Here is a 16,397-nt window from a genome sequence, read left to right on the forward strand (position 1 = left end):
GGGCCACGATGGACACGAATGCCGGACACGGCCGCTACGGCTACAGCGCCCTCCCCGACCGGCCGGTCTACGACTGGCCGGAGGGCAAGCGGCTGGCCGTTTATCTCGGGCTGAACCTCGAGACCTTCGCGTTCGGCGAGGGCCTCGGCGCCGAGCTGGCCCCGGGCGGCCCGCAGCCGGACGTGCTCAACTACGCGTGGCGCGACTGGGGCAACCGGGTCGGCGCCTGGCGGATCGCCGCGATGCTGGACGAACTGGCGATGCCCGCGAGCGTGCTCGTCAACAGCAACCTGTACCGGGACTGCCCCGGGCTGATCGAGGCGTTCCGGGCGCGGGGCGACGAGATCGTCGGCCACGGACGCACCAACGCCGAGCGGCAGGGCACCCTCGACGAGGACTCGGAGCGGGCGCTGATCGCCGAGACGACCCGGGTGATCGCCGCGCAGGAGGGCCGCCCGCCCGCCGGCTGGCTCGGGCCCTGGATCTCGCAGTCGCGGGTGACGCCCGACCTGCTCGCCGAGGCCGGCTACCGCTACCTGCTCGACTGGGACCACGACGACCAGCCCACTTGGTTCGCGACCCGCGGCGGCGGCCGGATCCTGACGGTGCCCTACCCGCAGGAACTCAACGACATCCCCGCCATCGTCGCCCGCAAGGAGACGGGCCGCCAGTTCGCCGACGCCATCGTCGACGCCTTCGACGAGATGCTGGAGCAGGCGCGAGCCGCACCCCTGGTCATGGGCATCGCGCTCCATCCCTACATCGTCGGGCGGCCGCACCGGATACGGCCCCTGCGGCGGGCGCTCCGGCACATCGTCGACCGGCGCGCCGACATCTGGCTCACCACCGCGGGGGCGATCGCCGACCACATCGTGGCGCGGGAGGCCGGGCCGCGCTGACGCGGTCCGGACCCCGGGGCCGACCCGGCGAGCTCAGAGCACCTGCGACAGGAACCGGCGCGTGCGCTCGTCCCGTGCGGAAGCGAAGAAGGTCGCGGGCGGCCCGTGCTCGACGATCACGCCGCGGTCGGTGAAGTAGATATGGTCGGCGACGTCGCGGGCGAAGTTCATCTCGTGCGTGACGAGCATGCAGGTCATGCCCTCCTCGGCGAGCTCCCGGATCGTCACCAGCACCTCCTTGACCGTCTCCGGATCGAGAGCGGCGGTGACCTCGTCGAACAGCATCACGTCCGGCCGCATCGCCAGCGAGCGGGCGATGGCCACGCGCTGCTGCTGGCCGCCGGACAGCTCGCCCGGATAGGCGTTCTCCTTGCCGGCGAGCCGCACCTTGGCGAGGAGCGCCCGCGCCCGAGCCTCGACCTCGCGCCTGTCCTGCCCGAGGACGTGGATGGGGGCCATCATCACGTTCTGAAGCGCGGTCTTGTGCGGGAACAGGTTGTACTGCTGGAACACCATGCCGACCTTGCGGCGCAGCGCCAGCTTGTCGAGCCGGGGATCGGTGACGTCGATCCCCTCGACCTCGATCGAGCCCGCGCTGACCGGCACCAGCGCGTTGACGCAGCGGATCAGCGTCGACTTGCCCGAGCCCGATGGGCCGATGATACAGACCACCTCGCCCTTGCGCACGTCGAAGCTGATCCCCTTCAGCACCTCGAAGGTCCCGAAGGACTTGTGCACGCCGGCGATGCGGACGATCGGCTGATCGGGGGTCCAGGTCGGGGACGGGGTGGCGGCCAGGGTCGCGCGCGTCATGGTCTCAGCGGGTCTCGAAGCGGCGTTCCAGGGCGGCGGTGAACCGGTCGATCGGGTAGCAGTAGAGGAAGAAGCACAGGAGCGCGAAGCCGTAGAGCGGCGCGAACAGCTCGGGGCGGCCGCCCTCGGCGGCGTGCACCTGCGCGGTCAGCGTCAGCATCTCGGTGACGCCGACGATGGAGGCCTGCACGGTCGCCATCGCGATGAGCGAGTAGACGTTCATCCAGGGCGGCAGCATGCGCTTCGCGCATTGGGGCAGGATGATGCGCCATAGCGTCTGCCGCCGGGTGAAGGCCAGCGACTCGGCGGCCTCCCACTGGGTGTTCGGCACCGAGCGCACCGCGCCGCGGACGATCTCGGCGACGTTGGCCATGACCGGCAGGCTGAAGCCGAAGGTCGCCTTCACCCAGTCGGGCAGCGGCACGCGGACGCCGAACACGGTGATCTGGAACGGCACCAGGAACATCACGAAGAACAGCAGCACCAGCCAGGGCACGTTGCGGAAGACCTGCGTGGCGCACCACGCGAGGCGGGGCAGGATCCGCCCCTCGGCCAGCATGGCCAGCCCGAGCCCGATGCCCGCCACGGTCCCGATCGCCATCGCCATCAGCGAGATCGCGACGTTGAAGGCGAAGCCCGTGAGCAGGAGGGGCGCCCACTTGATCACGACCTCCAGCGGCGACAGCGCGGCGGCCCCGCCCTGCGCCCAGGCCGGGACGGCGACGAGGGCGAGCGCGGCGAGCAGCCAGAGATGGGCCGGGCGCAGGCGCGCCGCCGCGCGGTCCTCCGGGAGCGCGAAGGGCAGGAGGACCGGCAGGGCATTCGGCCGCCCGCCCCGCGGATCGGCCGCTTTCATCGGCCGTATCCCGGGATGCGCAGGGCGCGCTCCCAGCGGTGCATGATCCAGACGAGCACGCCGACGAGGACCGCGTAAGTCGCCAGCAGCACCAGCATCATCTCCAGCACGTTCTGCGACTCGGACCAGATCTGCTTGACCGCGTACAGGGTCTCCGGGACCGCGATGGCGTAGGCCAGTGTCGTGGTCTTCAGGAGGTTGATCAGGTTGTTGTTCAGGGCCGGCAGGCAGACGCGCAGGGCCAGCGGCAGGACGACGTACCGGTAGGCCTTGAAGCGGGTGTAGCCCAGGGCCTCGGCGGCCTCGACCGTGGTCCGCGGCACGGCCTCGATGCCCGAGCGGAAGATCTCGACGTTGAACGCGCCCGCGAACAGCGACAGCGAGATGATCGCCCACTGGACATTGTTGAGGATCGGCGCCCGCAGGCCGTCGGCCGAGCGGATGTCCGGGAGCAGCGTCCCGAGGCCGAAGTAGAAGAAGAAGATCTGCACGAGCGGCGGCGTGTTGCGGAACACCACCACGAAGCCGTTGACCAGCGCCCGCAGGACGCGCGACGGCCCGCTCTGCAGGAGCGCGCCCACGGCGCCGATGACGAGGCTGGCCAGGATGGTGCTGATCCCGAGGAGCAGCGTCATCCGCAGGCCGGCCACGTACCGGTCCCAGTCGTAGGGATCGTAGAAGACCGTGAAGTTGAAGCCCGTGGTCTCGTAGAGCTGCTGGAACCACGCCTGGATCGTGGCGATCATCGCGGGCGAACGCTCAAGGCCGTCGTGCAGGCGCGCATCAGTTGGTCGCGTTCTTGTACTTCTCGTGCATCGCCTTCGAGTAAGCGGTCGGCTCGATGCCCCACTTCTTCTCCTCGTTGACGATGAAGCCGGTCTTCATCCAGTCCTTGGTGGCGTCCTCGACGGCGGCCTGGAGCGTGGTGTTGCCCTGCGCCACCGCCATCATCCACGGGGCGTCGAGGATGCCCTTGAGCGGCAGCGCGTAGTTGGCCTTCCAGTCGTCGTCGAGCAGCTTACCCTGCAGCATGCTCTGGTCGTAGACGTAGCCGATGCAGTTGCCCTGCTTGAGCGCGAAGAGCGGCTTCTCCGATCCGTCGAAGGCGACGATCTCCGCTCCGTAGGTCCGCGCGACGTCCTTGTTGTACCACGCTCCCGAGGTGGCGCAGAGCGGCTTGCCCTTGAGCTGCGCCCAGTCGGTGATGCCGGACGACTTGGGCAGCAGGACGTTCACGAAGTCGGAATAGTAGTTCGGGTCGATCGCCTGCACGACGCGGCGGCGCTCCGGCTTGTCCGACAGGGTGGCGATCAGCAGATCGACCTTGCCCTGCTGCAGGAACTCGATCCGGTTGGCCGAGACGACGGGCACGAGCTCGAGCTTCACGCCCAGCCGCTTGGCGAGGTCGGCGGCGAGGTCGGGCTCCAGGCCGATGATCGTCCCGCTCGGGTCGCGGAAGCCGAACGGCTTGTAATCCGCCTTCACGCCGACGATCAGCGTCCCGCGCTTCTTGATCGCGTCGACGCCGTCGGCGGCCGCGGCCCGCCCGGGCAGCGCGACGGTCGACAATGCCGCGAGGGCGGACAGCGCACCGGTGGTCAGAAGGGTGCGGATCGTGAGACGCATCGGGTCTTTCCTGCTCGGGTCGACTGATCTTGGCACGGTTTCAAGCAATCCACGAGCCATTAGCCGGCGCATCAACTGAAACGTGCCAGGGCGAAGGGCGCGAGATCGACGGTGCTGCCGGTCCCGACCAGCTCAGCCGCGACGGCCTCGCCGATGCCGGCCGAGTGCTTGAACCCGTGCCCCGAGCAGGCGGACACCACCCGCACGCGCTCCATCTCGGGATGCCGGTCGATGATGAAGCCGCGGTCGGGGGTGACCGTGTAGACGCAGGCCGCGGCCTGGACGAGCTCCGGAGTCGCGCCGGCCAGCCGGTTCGCGACGCGCAGCCGGTACATCTCGTCGGATTCGGACGGATCGACGCGACGCGCCACCCCGTCGGCGGTGGTGGTGGTGTCGTACTGCTCCGTCGCGACCTTGATGGAGCCGTCGAGCGGCGGGAAGCCGTAGAGGTATTCGGTGTCGCTCGTCCCGTACATCCAGATGAAGACCGGCGAGTGCGGCCCGTAGGCGGTCTCGTCCGCGAGCGCGTACCAGTGCAGGAGCTGCCGGCGGACGGTCAGCAGTCGGTCGAACGGGCTCCCCAGCAGCGGGGCCGTCCAGGCGCCCGCGGCCACGACGGCGCGGTCGGCCAGGATGGTCCCCTCCGCCGTGTCGACGCGGACGCCGCTCCCGTCCTGCTGAAGCCCGACCACCGCGCAGTTCGTGCGGATCTCGGCACCCGCGGCACCCGCGCGGCCGAGCTGCGCCGCGAGGCAGCGCTCCGGGAACACGTAGCCGCCGCCCGGCTCGTAATAGGCCTTCTCGTCGCCCGCGAGGTTGAGGAATTGCGGGAACCGGCGGGCCACCTCCGCGCCGTCGAGCACCTCGTGGACGATGCCGGCGCCCTCAGCGGCGCTGATGGAGCGTCCGACGAAGTCCGGCTTGCCGTGATGCGAGGAGACGCCGTGGCCCGGGGCCATGACGAGCGCCCCGCAGGCGTTCAGCAAAGTCTCGCCGGTCTCGGCCTCCAGCTCGCGCCAGATGCGGTGCGAGGCGGTCACGAAGGGGACGTAGTCAGCGCCCTCGCCGACCGCCTGGCGGGTGATCCGCGTCTCGCCGTGGCTGGACCCGAGGACGTGGGGCGGCGCGAAGCGGTCGAGCCCGATCACCGAGGCGCCCCGTTTCGCCAGCTGGTAGAGCGCGGCGCTGCCCATCGCGCCGAGGCCCAGGACGGCGACATCGTAGCGGCGGCTCACGGCCGGCACGCCCGCTCGCTGCCGGGACGGGACACCGCCGCAGCGCGGAACGGAGGAAGATCGGCAGGTCGAGGCATCCGGGGGCGGTCTCGCGCGGCACAGGAAGACGACACGCAGAATGATGGATGCCGGACGAGACGTTTGACCGAAACGGACGACTTCTTGCACGTTTGAGCCGTCAGGGAGCGGAGGGCGCGGGCGACATGGACGCGGAGACCGGGGATCGACCGCAGGAGATCGGCTTCATCCTCGTGCCCGGCTTCGCGCTGCTGTCCTTCGCCTCGGGCTGCGAGCCGTTCCGCGCGGCCAACGAGCTCGCCGGGCGGCCGCTCTACCGGCTGCGCTATTTCGGCGAGGCAGAGGGCCGGGTCGCCGCCTCGTCGGGCGCAGAGGTCCCCACCGAGGCGCTGCCGCGCCTGCGCGGCCAGCTCCACACCCTTTTCGTCTGCGCCGGCGGCGAGCCGAACGGGTGGGACAGGCCCGAGATCCACGCGACCCTGCGGCGGATGGCCCGGCTCGGCGTCCGCATCGGCGGCATCTCGGGCGGTCCCTACCTGATGGCCGCGGCGGGCCTACTGGCCGATCGCGCGTTCACGCTCCACTGGGAATATGCAGGCGCCACGGTCGAGACCTTCCCGGAGGCACGCCTGAGCCGGGCGCGCTACGTCGCCGACGGCGATCGCCTGACCTGCGGCGGCGGGGTCGCGCCCCTGGAGATGGCCCACGCCCTGATCGCCGAGCGCATGGGCGAGGCTTTCGCCCGCCGCGTCTCCGACTGGTTCCTCCACACCGCCATCGGCGCCGCCGACGACCCGCAGCGGGCCTCCGCGGTCGAGCGCTACGGGGTCCACCATCCGGCCCTGCTGGCGGTACTGGAGACCATGGAGAAGACCGTGGAGGCGCCGCTCGGCCGCCTCGCGATGGCGCGCCTCGCGGCGATCAGCCCGCGCCACCTCGACCGGCTGTTCCTCGAGAAGCTCGGGCTGAGCTTCTCGGCCCAGTACCGGGCGATCCGCCTCGCCCACGGACGGCGCCTGCTGCGCCAGAGCCCGCTCCGGATCGGAGAGATCGCCACAGCCTGCGGCTTCTCGAGCGCGGCCCATTTCGCCCGCTGCTACCGGTCCCGGTTCGGCTGCAGCCCGTCCGCGGAGCGAGCGTGACGTCCACCCGGGCAGTCCGAGCGGTCTAGTCGCGCGCGTCCGGGAGAGCCGGCGGGTCGGCGGGATCGCCCCGGCGCAGCGCGACGCCGCTGGTGCCCTGGGCCAGCATCGCCCGCAGCAGAGCCTCCATCTGCCCGGCGGCCGCCTCGACCGCCAGGCCGCCCTCCCGGATGTTCGAGATGCAGTTGCGCCGCGCGTCGGGCAGGCCCGGCTCCGGGCCGAACGTGACGTAGCAGCCCAGGCTGTCCGAGGCCGACAGGCCCGGACGCTCGCCGATCAGCACCACGACGCAGCGCGCCCCGAGCCGCGCCCCGATCGGGTCGCCGATCGCCACGCGGCCCTGGAGCGCGACGACCACGGGCGCCAGGCTCCAGCCGGCCCGCCGCACCCGCGCCGCCAGCGCCGCGGCGGCCGGGACCGCGTTCAGCGCGACCGCCGTGGCCGACAGGCCGTCCGCGATCACGACGGCGACATCGAAGCCCGGCCCGTGCCCGTCGAGCGCGGACGCGGCCCCTGGATCGAGGCTGCGGCCCTTGTCCGGCCGGCGCAGGTACTCCGTCCGGTCGGCCACGGCGGAGCGGACCTCCACCGAGTCCAGGCCCTCGACCCGCAGCGCCTCGCGGATCGCCGCCGCGTCGAGGGGCGTCCACACCGCCTCGCGGGCGCGGGCATGGTCGAGGCCGAAGGCGAGCGCCGCGCCGGTCGGGAGGCCGGCCCCGTGCGCGCCCAGCGCGATGCGCGCCTGGGTCAGCCCGCGCAGGTCGCGCAGCGTCGGGGGGCCCGGGCGCGCCGGCTCGGCCGGGTCGCTCACGCCGCCCTCCCGGGCAGGAGCCGGGACGCCTCGGCGAGGGCCTGGGGCAGCACGCCCGCCGCGCTGGCCAGCCGACCCTGCGCGTCCGTGATGCGCACGGCTCGCAGCCACGCCTCGAATTCCGGCGCCGGAGGGCGTCCCAGGGTCTCGCGGGCGAAGACCGCGTCGTGGTGGGAGAGCGACTGGTAGTTCAGCATCACGTCGTCCGCCCCCGGCACGGTGATGACGAAGTTGACCCCGGCCGCGCACAGCAGGGTCAGGAGCGCGTCCATGTCCTCGCCGTCGGCGTCGGCGTGGTTGGTGTAGCAGACGTCCACGCCCATCGGCAGGCCGAGAAGCTTGCCGCAGAAGTGGTCCTCCAGTCCGGCGCGGATGATCTGCTTGCCGCTGTACAGGTACTCGGGACCGATGAAGCCCACGACCGTGTTGACGAGCAGCGGGTCGAACTCCCGCGCCACCGCGTAGGCCCGCGCCTCCATCGTCTGCTGGTCGACGCCCCAGTGAGCGTCCGCCGAGAGGGCCGAGCCCTGGCCGGTCTCGAAGTACATGAACTGCCCGCCCTCCGGGCAGCGGCCGAGCGCGCGCGCCGCCTGGGAGGCCTCGCGCAGGACGGCGAGGTCGACCCCGAAGCCGGCATTGGCTTTCTGCGAGCCGGCCACCGACTGGAACACGAGGTCGACCGGCGCACCCCGGGCCATGGCCTCGATCGCCACCGTGACGTGGCCGAGGCAGCAGTGCTGGGTCGGCACGTCGAGGCGCAGCCGCAGGGTCTCCAGCAGCTCGACGATGCGGATGTAGTCCGGCAGGGAATCGGTCGCCGGGTTCACGCCGATCACCGCGTCGCCCGAGCCCATCAGCAGGCCGTCGAGGGCCGAGATCAGGATGCCCTCGGACGAGTCGGTCGGGTGGTTGGGCTGGTTGCGTGTGGCGAGGCGCCCGGGCAGGCCGATGGTCGAGCGGAAGCGCGTCACCACCGGCCGCTTGGCGGCCACCGCGACGAGGTCCTGCAGGCGGCAGATCTTCGACACTGCCGCGACCATCTCGGGCGTGAGGCCGGGCGACAGGGCGGCGAGCGCCCGCGCGTCGGCGGCGGGCGCGAGCAGCCACTCGCGGAAGGCGCCGACCGTCAGCGACGAGACCGGCGCGAAGGCCGCGGCGTCGTGCCGGCGGGCGATCAGGTCCGAGACCTCGTCCTCGTCCGAGGGGATCAGCTCCTCGGCCAGGAAGGTCCTGAGCGGCAGGTCGGCGAGGGCGATCTGCGCGGCCAGGCGCTCGACCGGACCTTCCGCGCAGAGCCCGGCGAGCTGGTCGCCCGAGCGCTCCGGCGTCGCCTTGGCGAGCAGGCTGCGCAGGTCGGGGAAGGTGAAGCGTGTGCCTTCGATCGTCGTCGCGTAGGCCATGCGGGCGCTCCCGGCGCGCTGTCGGATCTCAGGGATCCCGATCCTGCAGGATGTCGGGGCCTCCGGGAAGCGGGGACGGCGCGGGCGCTGCCCGCCCTCAGGCCGGCAGCACGACCACCTTGGTCTTCACCGGCGTGCGCGCGTAGAGGTGGATCATGTCCTGGCTGAGCAGGCCGACGCAGCCGCTGGTGATGCCCGTGCCGATCGATTCGGCGTCGCTGCTGGCGTAGATCGTGTAGAGCGTGTAGGCGCCGTTCTGGTACAGGTGCAGCGTGCGGGCGCCGAGCGGGTTGTCGAGGCCGCCCGGCATGCCGCGGGCGTATTTCGCGGCCTCGGGCTGGCGCCGGATCATCTCCTTGGGCGGGGTCCAGGTCGCCCACTCGGACTTGCGGCCGACATAGGCGTTCCCGTTCCACAGGAATCCCTGGCGGCCGACATTGGCCCCGTAGCGCGTGGCGGTGCCGTCGCCCTCGATGCGGTAGACGTAATAGTTGGCGGGATCGACCACGATCGTGCCGGGCGCCTCCGACGAGGCGTACTGGACGGTCCGCCGATAGTATTTCGGGTTGACCTTGCTGATGTCGACCGCCGGGATCGGGAACTTCTCGTTCGGCATCGGACCGTAGGTCTTCGCCGCCTCGGCCATGAGCAGGGTGTCGGTCGTCCCGCACCCACCGAGCGAGAGCGCGCCGATCCCGAGGGCCGAGCCGGCCAGGAACGACCGGCGGCTGAGAACGCCCGCCCCGCATCCGAGGCGCCCGCGCCCGTCGAGGCCTCCGGCCTCGCGATCGTCCGTCATCATCGCCCTGGACTTCCCTGTCCTGCAGCCCGGCGCGACCGCGCGGCGTGCCACCGCCGCGCGAACGGCCAAGCTCGAGAGTGCCGCGTGCCAGCGCGCGTGGCAAGCTTGTCTTTACCGGGTTGAGAGCGGCCGAAATGCGTCGCAAGTGTGGTGAGTCCTCGCGATCTCCGGACTTCCTCGCTGAACGACCGTGCTGAACGCGCCGGGTGTGCTTCGGAAGCCCCAGGTGTCCCGGCGCGGGGCGAGGCCGATCGGCGTCAGAACTGCACGCCGCGGGTCAGGCTGCCGTCGACCACGAGGTTGGTTCCGGTGATGAAGCTGGCGGCCGGGCTCGCCAGGAAGACGGCCGCGCGCGCCACCTCCTCGGGCCGCGCCATCCGGCCGGTCGGGTTCAGCCGGAGCGCCTCGGCGAACAGCGCCGGGTTGCCGGTCTCGATCTGGTGCCAGACGCCGCCCGCGAAGTAGGTGTTGCCGGGCGCGACCGAGTTGGCGCGGATGTTCCGGGGCGCGAGCTGGAAGGCGAGGCCCTGCGCGTAGTGGATCAGCGCGGCCTTGAAGGCGCCGTAGGGACCGGCCGCGAAGTCGATCTCGCGCCCGGAGACGCTGGAGATGACGACGATCGCGCCCGCCTCGGAGCGCTCGAGGTACGGCATCGCCGCCTCGACCGCCGAGACGGTGCCCATCATGTCCACGGCGAAGCCGCTCCGCCACGCCGCCTCGTCGCCGCCGACCGCGAGGGCGCTGACGTTCGGCACCACGATGTCGAGGCCGCCGAGCTCCTCCGCGGCCTCCGCGACCCAGCCGCGCAGGGCCGCGGAATCGGCGACGTCGACGGCGCGCCCGGTTGCCGCCACGCCCCTGGCACGCAGGGCCGCCACCTTGGCGGCGACCTCCGCGGCGTTGCGGGCGCAGAGGGCGACCGCGGCCCCCTCGTCGGCCAGCAGGTCGACGATCGCCGCGCCGATCCCCTTGGTGCCGCCGGTCACCAGCGCGCGGCGGCCTCTCAGCCCGAGATCCATGCCGTCCTCCTCCGGCGCCGATCAGGCGTGGGCGATCGCCTTCGTGATCGAGGCGCCGAGCGTGTATTTCGGATCGACCATGTTGCCGAGCCGGACGCGCCCGCACTGGGTGAGCAGCATGTAGGCGTCGATCTCGTCGAACCCGAAATCGGCCGCGAGCCAGCGAACCAGCTCCCGGTAGGCGATGCGCGCGGCGTCCTCCATCGGCCGGGCCGAGCCGATCGTCATGTAGAAGTCGGCGGTCTCGAGCCGCGGCCAGCGGAAGGTCCAGCCCTTGATCAGGTCGATCTGCACCGTCGTGTGGGTGGGGTGCTCCACCGCGACGCCGCAGAGCTCGCCGTCGCCCTGCGCGGCGTGGCAGTCGCCGAGATAGAGGAGCGCGCCCGCGGTATTCACCGGCAGGTAGATCACCGCGCCGACGCCCACGTCCGGCAGGTCCATGTTGCCGCCGTAATAGTCCGGCTGCAGCGACGAGATCGCCTCGATCTCCGGCGAGGTGCCGATCGTGCCGATGAACGGCTGGTAGGGCAGCGTGATCCGGTCGCTCCAGCGCACGCCGGTCTCGGCCGTGACCTCGAGCTTGCGCACCCGCTCGGGGAGGGACGGGTTGAGGAGCGCTGTGTCGCCGGTGGCGACGAGGCCGCCGAATTCCGGCATGATCAGCGTCGTGCCGCAGGGCTGCGGGCCGCGCGGCCGGATCGAGCGGATCGCCACCGCGAGGCAGTCGCCCTTCTCCGCGCCGTTCACGTAGATCGGCCCGTTCTGCGGGTTGAGGTAGGGAAAGTTCAGAATCTGCGTCGGGCTGTCGGTCTCGTGGCGGATCTTGCCCTCGAACGCGTCGTGGGTCTCGACCGTGACGACGGCGCCGGGATCGACGGTCAGCACCGGCTCGGCGAAGGGCCCGTAGACGTAGTGGTAGCGGCCCTGCTCGGCCTCGGTGATCGTGTGCTCCTGGCCGGGCTTGCCGCCCGCGACGCCCTTGTGGGCCATGATGGACTGGTCGAGCCACTGCATGGTCGTCTCTCCCTTGGTTGTCGGACTTTGGTGTCAGACGGCGAGGTGGCGCCGCACGAGGTCGCGGTCGTCGAGATCCCGGGCCGTCAGCTCCGCGACAATCCGGCCCTTGTCCAGGACGTAGCTGCGCTGGGCCATGGCGCGGATCAGGTCGAGGTTCTGCTCCACGAACACGATCGTCACCCCGGTGCGGCGGTTGAGATCGACCAGGGTGCGGCCGATCTGCTGCACCACCGAGGGCTGGATGCCCTCGGAGGGCTCGTCGAGCAGGATCAGCGCGGGCCCGCCGACGAGGACGCGGCCGATGGCGAGCTGCTGCTGCTGGCCGCCCGAGAGCGTCCCGGCGCGCTGCCCGCGCCGCTCCCGCAGGATCGGGAACGGCCCGAAGGCGCGCTCGTAATCCGGCCGCTCGCCCTTCGGCAGCAGGGAGGCGCCGACCGTCAGGTTGTCGGCGACGCTCATGCGCGGGAACACGTCGCGGCCCTGGGGCACGTAACCGATGCCGAGGCGGGCGCGGCGGTGGGCGGCGAGCCCCTCCACGGCCGCGCCCCGGAACGCGATGCCGCCCGCGGAGGCGGGCAGCAGCCCGACGAGGCTGCGCATCAGCGTCGACTTGCCGACGCCGTTGCGGCCGATCACCGCCACGATCTCGCCGGGCTGGACCGCGAGGTCGACGCCCTGCAGCACGGGCTTGCCGCCGTAGCCGGCGCGGAGGCCGGTCGTCGTGAGGAGCGGCTCAGGCATCGGCGACGCTCCGCAGCGGCGGCGCGTCCGCCTCCCCGAGGTAGATCGCGGCGACCCGCTCGTCCGCGATGATCGCCTCGGTGGTGCCCTGGGCGAAGATTCGCCCGACATGGAGCACGGTCACCCGCTGGGCGATCTGCCGGACGAAGGCCATGTCGTGCTCGATGGCCAGCACAGCGACGCCGTCGCGGTTGAGCGCCTGCACCATCTCGCCGGTGGCGAAGGTCTCGTCCGGCGACATCCCGGCTGTGGGCTCGTCGAGGAGGAGCAGGCGCGGCTTGAGGCTGATCGCCATGCCGATCTCCAGCCACTGCTTCTGCCCGTGGCTGAGGGCGCCGGCCCGGTCGGAGGCCGCCGCGGTGAGGTTGAGGAAGGCGAGCAGCCGCCGGATCTCCGCCCCGAGCGAGGCGCCCTCCAGGTGGTGCTGCAGGGCGATCTCCAGGTTGTGTGCGACCGACAGGCTCGGGAAGATGCCCGGCACCTGAAACTTGACGCTCATGCCCCGCCGGATCCGCGCGAAGGGCTTGAGCGCGGTGATGTCCTCGCCGGCGTAGAGGATCTGTCCCCGCTCCGGCGTGTACTCGCCCAGCAGCAGGCGGAAGAAGGTGCTCTTGCCGGCGCCGTTCGGTCCGATCAGGCAGTGGATCTCCCCCGCCCCGAGGGCGAAATTCACGTCGTTGGTGACGTGCAGCCCGCCGAAATGCTTGCTGAGGTTGCGGGTCTCGAGGAGCGGCGTCATCGGCCCGCCTCCCGGCGACGCAGGCGGCCGAGGCCGCGCAGGGCCGCCACGACGAGGCCGTCGGGCGCCGCCAGCACCACCGCGACGAGGAGCAGGCCCATCACCACGAGGGCATACTGGCTGCCGTAGATCGTGAGCGCCTGGAAGCCGCCGAGCACCAGGAGCGTGCCGATGAGCGTCGCCGTCAGGTCGCCGCGGCCGCCGACCGCGACCCAGATCACCGGCAGCGCGGCGGCGGTGAGACCCATGCTGGAGGGCGTGATGTACTGGCCCCAGGCAGTGTAGAGCGTGCCGCTCAGCCCCGCGAGGCCCGAGCCGATCACGAAGGCGGCGAGCTGGTAGCGCCGCACGTCGTAGCCCAGCATCTCGGCCCGTTCCGGGTTCTCGCGGATCGCCACCAGCACGTTGCCGAACCGCGCGTTCACCAGGATGCGCAGCGCGAGGTAGACGACGATCAGGAGAGCCAGCAGCCCGTAGTAGAGCGCCACGTCGGGGAACAGCACGAGGTCGCCGTCGAACCACGGCACGGTGAGGGGCGGCATGCCGCTCATGCCGTTGTAGCCGTTGAGGCGTGCCGCCCCGATCTTCCATTCCGGGCCGGCGGTCTGCGCCATGAAGCGCTCCAGGGCGAGCGTCACCGACAGGGTGATGATGCCGAGGAAGACCCCGCCGATCCGGCCGAAGAACAGGAAGTAGCCGAGGAGCGCCGCCATCACGGCCGAGAGCGCCACCGCCAGAACCAGCGCCGCCAGGGTGAAGCCGTAGGCGGCGCCGACGTTCAGCGTGAGCACGCCGTAGGCGTAGCCGGAGAGGCCGAAGAAGGCGGTCTGGCCGAAGCTGAGCGCGCCGCCGTAGCCCCAGATCAGGCACAGGCCGAGGGCCATGAATACCCAGCAGAAGAAGTAGGCGGTGTTGCCGACCGTGTAGCCGTCGGCGAACCACGGGTAGGCGACGGCCGCCGCGACCGCGACCGCGAAGACGGTCCAGAAGGCGGGCCCGCGTCCCAGGGTCTGCGGGCCTTCGAGGCGGCGGAGCAGCGTCATCGCCATGGCCTCACGCCCGCTCGCGCAGGATCAGGCCCGAGATGCCCCGCGGCAGCACCCGGATCACCAGGATGACCGCGACGAGGAGCCCGATCTGCCCGAACAGCTGGCCCTGCCAGGTGGTGAGCAGCGCCCGCACCGTGCCGAGCACCAGGGCCGCCGGTGCCGTCCCGAGGAAGATGTCGGCGCCCCCGACCACCACGGTGACGAACGCCTCCATGATGAAGGTCGTCCCCATGGTCGGCACGATCGTCATGGTCGGCGCGTAGAGCCCGCCCGCGAGGCCCGCCAGCGCCGCGCCGAGGCCGAAGGTCAGGGCGTAGACCGTCCGGGTGTCGACCCCGAGGGCCTCGGCCATGTGCGGCACCTGGATGGTGGCGCGGGCGAGCGTCCCGAAGCGGGTGGCGTTGAAGGCGATGTAGAGCCCGGCCAGCACCGCGACGGCGGCGACCATCAGCACCACGCGGTAGGTCGAGTAGGAGTAGCCGCCGACCGTGAAGCTGCCGAGCGGCGTGCCGATCCCCGGCATGCTCGAGCCGAGCAGGATCAGCGTGCCCTGCGTCGCCGCGAGGCTGATGCCCCAGGTCGCCACGATCGTGTCGAGGGGCCGCCCGTAGAGGTGGCGGATGACGAGGCGCTCCATCACCATGCCGACGGCCCCGGCCGCGAGCGCGCCCGCCAGGATGCCCAGCGGCAGCGGCAGCCCGGCCCGCGTGGTCGCCGCCGTGACGTAGGCGCCGCACATGATCAGCTCGCCGTGCGCGAGGTTGATCACGCCCATCATGCCGAACACCACCGCGAGGCCGCAGGCGGAGAGGACCAGGAACGAGAACGCGTCGCCGATCTGGTAGAGGAACGTGAAGGCGTGGGTCAGCAGATCCATCCGGAGGCCCGATCGTGATGGCTGTGGGCCGGGGCCTCGGCCCCGGCAACGTCGCGTCGTCTCCGGCCCGGGGCCGTGGCGCGCGGATTTCCGTCCCGGCAGGTCAGGGCTTCGGCGGGTTGCTCGGCGTGTACTGCGCCATCGGATCCTTCTGCGTCAGGTCGCAGCCGGCCTTCCCGAGCCAGTAGGGCTGGATGTTGTCCCAGGTCTTCGGGAAGGAGATCGCGTGCTTCTCGTCGACCTTCGCGAGGTAGATCGTGTGCGACGCGTGCTGGCTCTTCGGGTCGATGCAGACCTTGCCCTCCGGCGCGTCCACGCAGACGTCGCCCGCCGCGATGACCTTGCGCAGGTCAGCCCGCTTGGTCGATCCGTTCGCCCGCTCGACCATCTGCTTGTAGAGGTAGACCGCGAGGTAGGAGTTCTCGGCCTCCTGGTTCACGTACGGCTCGTTCGGGAACTTCGCCTTCCACTTGGCGAGGAAGGCCTTGCTCGACGGGCTGTCGACCTCCTCGATGTAGTTGGTGGTCACGTACATGTTGGCGAGGCTCGGAGGCTGGAAGCGCTTGTGCTCGTAGCCCTGGCCGATATTGACCGAGGAGCCCATCGGCACCTTCAGGTTCGCGGCCGCCGCCTGCTCGTAGTAGGAGGCCTGCGCGGTGCCGACGAGCAGCGTCATCAGGATGTCGGGCTTGGCCTTCTGGATGTTCTGGATCGTCTGCGAGAACTGCGACACGCCGAGGGGGATGAACTCCTCCCCGACCATCTCGCCGCCGTTCTCCTTGACGATGTTGCGCACCCACTCGGCCGAGATCTGACCGAAGTTGTAGTCGGCCGCGATCGTGTAGACCCGCTTGCCGAACTTCTCCATCATCCACGGGATCAGCGTCGAGAATTGCTGCTCCGGCACCGCGCCCGTGACGACCATGTGGCCGTCGCAGACGCCGCCCTCGTACTGATTGTTGTAGAAGGCGAAGCCGTCCAGCTGGTCGACGATCGGCCGGTAGGCCTCGCGGGACGCGCTGGAGAAGCCCGCGAAGACGGCGTTGACCTTGTCGCGCTGGAGCACGCGGCGCATGAATTCCTGGTAGCGCGTGTTGTCGGACTGCGTGTCGTAGATGACGAGCTCCAGCTTGCGCCCGGCGATGCCGCCCGCGGCGTTGATCTCGTCCGCGGCGAGCTGGATGCCGTGGACCTTGCCGATGGTGGCGACCGCGAAATCGCCGGACTGGTCCTCGAGGACGCCGAGCTTGATCGGGTCCGCGGCGCGGGCCGCGGGGGCGGCCAGGGAAGCGCCCGCGAGCAGGGCGGCCGCGAGGGCGGGCAGTCGGGATCCGCGGGGCGTTCTCGGCATCA

At 71.3% G+C, this 16,397-nt stretch carries 17 protein-coding genes; 2 read left to right on the plus strand and 15 right to left on the minus strand.

All coding sequences use genetic code 11. The annotated features are described in order from the left end of the window. Nucleotides 1-8 precede the first annotated feature (8 nt). Entirely contained in the window at nucleotides 9-899 is an 891-nt protein-coding gene (locus J3A75_RS22905; protein ID WP_070999922.1) for a polysaccharide deacetylase family protein, read from the plus strand. Between the two features lie 33 nt (nucleotides 900-932). On the opposite strand, the gene J3A75_RS22910 is transcribed toward J3A75_RS22905, so the two are convergent. The 5 genes from J3A75_RS22910 to solA all read right to left on the minus strand — a co-directional run bounded on the left by J3A75_RS22910 (nucleotide 933) and on the right by solA (nucleotide 5,438). Beyond that, complete coding sequence (locus J3A75_RS22910) at nucleotides 933-1,712, minus strand: amino acid ABC transporter ATP-binding protein (RefSeq protein ID WP_012320249.1); 780 nt, start codon at nucleotides 1,710-1,712, stop codon at nucleotides 933-935. A 4-nt stretch (nucleotides 1,713-1,716) separates the two neighbouring features. Beyond that, entirely contained in the window at nucleotides 1,717-2,568 is an 852-nt protein-coding gene (locus J3A75_RS22915; protein ID WP_070999923.1) for an amino acid ABC transporter permease, read from the minus strand. Continuing rightward, nucleotides 2,565-3,314: an amino acid ABC transporter permease gene (locus J3A75_RS22920; protein ID WP_012320251.1), complete on the minus strand. Its 750-nt coding sequence runs from the start codon at nucleotides 3,312-3,314 to the stop codon at nucleotides 2,565-2,567. The genes J3A75_RS22915 and J3A75_RS22920 overlap by 4 nt, the downstream gene beginning before the upstream one ends. 37 nt (nucleotides 3,315-3,351) lie before the next feature. Next, nucleotides 3,352-4,194 carry a transporter substrate-binding domain-containing protein gene (locus J3A75_RS22925; RefSeq protein WP_012320252.1) on the minus strand — a complete coding sequence of 281 codons (843 nt, stop codon included), beginning with the start codon at nucleotides 4,192-4,194 and terminating at the stop codon, nucleotides 3,352-3,354. Nucleotides 4,195-4,265: 71 nt separating this feature from the next. Then, nucleotides 4,266-5,438 carry an N-methyl-L-tryptophan oxidase gene (gene solA, locus J3A75_RS22930; RefSeq protein ID WP_409518674.1) on the minus strand — a complete coding sequence of 391 codons (1,173 nt, stop codon included), beginning with the start codon at nucleotides 5,436-5,438 and terminating at the stop codon, nucleotides 4,266-4,268. 194 nt (nucleotides 5,439-5,632) lie between these two features. On the opposite strand from solA, the gene J3A75_RS22935 reads away from it, so the two are divergent. Continuing rightward, a complete protein-coding gene (locus tag J3A75_RS22935) occupies nucleotides 5,633-6,589 on the plus strand; it encodes a GlxA family transcriptional regulator (RefSeq protein WP_012320254.1) in 957 nt (318 codons plus the stop codon). Between the two features lie 25 nt (nucleotides 6,590-6,614). Here J3A75_RS22935 and eutC read toward each other — a convergent pair whose 3' ends face one another. From eutC to J3A75_RS22985, 10 genes are all read right to left on the minus strand, one after another. After that, entirely contained in the window at nucleotides 6,615-7,400 is a 786-nt protein-coding gene (gene eutC, locus J3A75_RS22940; RefSeq protein ID WP_012320255.1) for an ethanolamine ammonia-lyase subunit EutC, read from the minus strand. Next, nucleotides 7,397-8,800 carry an ethanolamine ammonia-lyase subunit EutB gene (locus tag J3A75_RS22945; RefSeq protein ID WP_070999924.1) on the minus strand — a complete coding sequence of 468 codons (1,404 nt, stop codon included), beginning with the start codon at nucleotides 8,798-8,800 and terminating at the stop codon, nucleotides 7,397-7,399. Before J3A75_RS22945 ends, eutC begins: the two co-directional genes overlap by 4 nt. Nucleotides 8,801-8,897: 97 nt before the next feature. Further along, complete coding sequence (locus tag J3A75_RS22950) at nucleotides 8,898-9,602, minus strand: L,D-transpeptidase (RefSeq protein WP_012320257.1); 705 nt, start codon at nucleotides 9,600-9,602, stop codon at nucleotides 8,898-8,900. A gap of 257 nt (nucleotides 9,603-9,859) precedes the next feature. Then, nucleotides 9,860-10,621 (minus strand): SDR family NAD(P)-dependent oxidoreductase, encoded by a 762-nt coding sequence (locus J3A75_RS22955; protein WP_043074112.1) that lies wholly within the window; start codon nucleotides 10,619-10,621, stop codon nucleotides 9,860-9,862. A 21-nt stretch (nucleotides 10,622-10,642) separates the two neighbouring features. Then, nucleotides 10,643-11,635 (minus strand): acetamidase/formamidase family protein, encoded by a 993-nt coding sequence (locus J3A75_RS22960; protein WP_070999925.1) that lies wholly within the window; start codon nucleotides 11,633-11,635, stop codon nucleotides 10,643-10,645. A 33-nt stretch (nucleotides 11,636-11,668) separates the two neighbouring features. Then, entirely contained in the window at nucleotides 11,669-12,379 is a 711-nt protein-coding gene (locus J3A75_RS22965) for an ABC transporter ATP-binding protein (RefSeq protein WP_012320260.1), read from the minus strand. Beyond that, nucleotides 12,372-13,118, minus strand: coding sequence for an ABC transporter ATP-binding protein (locus J3A75_RS22970; protein ID WP_043074114.1), 747 nt, complete (start codon nucleotides 13,116-13,118; stop codon nucleotides 12,372-12,374). Before J3A75_RS22970 ends, J3A75_RS22965 begins: the two co-directional genes overlap by 8 nt. Beyond that, on the minus strand, nucleotides 13,115-14,161 hold the full coding sequence (locus J3A75_RS22975; RefSeq protein WP_012320262.1) for a branched-chain amino acid ABC transporter permease: 1,047 nt from the start codon (nucleotides 14,159-14,161) through the stop codon (nucleotides 13,115-13,117). The genes J3A75_RS22970 and J3A75_RS22975 overlap by 4 nt, the downstream gene beginning before the upstream one ends. 10 nt (nucleotides 14,162-14,171) lie before the next feature. After that, nucleotides 14,172-15,044 carry an ABC transporter permease subunit gene (locus J3A75_RS22980; RefSeq protein ID WP_012320263.1) on the minus strand — a complete coding sequence of 291 codons (873 nt, stop codon included), beginning with the start codon at nucleotides 15,042-15,044 and terminating at the stop codon, nucleotides 14,172-14,174. Nucleotides 15,045-15,147: 103 nt separating this feature from the next. After that, nucleotides 15,148-16,395 carry an urea ABC transporter substrate-binding protein gene (locus J3A75_RS22985; protein WP_012320264.1) on the minus strand — a complete coding sequence of 416 codons (1,248 nt, stop codon included), beginning with the start codon at nucleotides 16,393-16,395 and terminating at the stop codon, nucleotides 15,148-15,150. Between the last annotated feature and the right edge of the window lie 2 nt (nucleotides 16,396-16,397).

It is taken from the genome of Methylobacterium sp. PvP105, assembly GCF_017876975.1.
Lineage (GTDB): Bacteria > Pseudomonadota > Alphaproteobacteria > Rhizobiales > Beijerinckiaceae > Methylobacterium > Methylobacterium radiotolerans.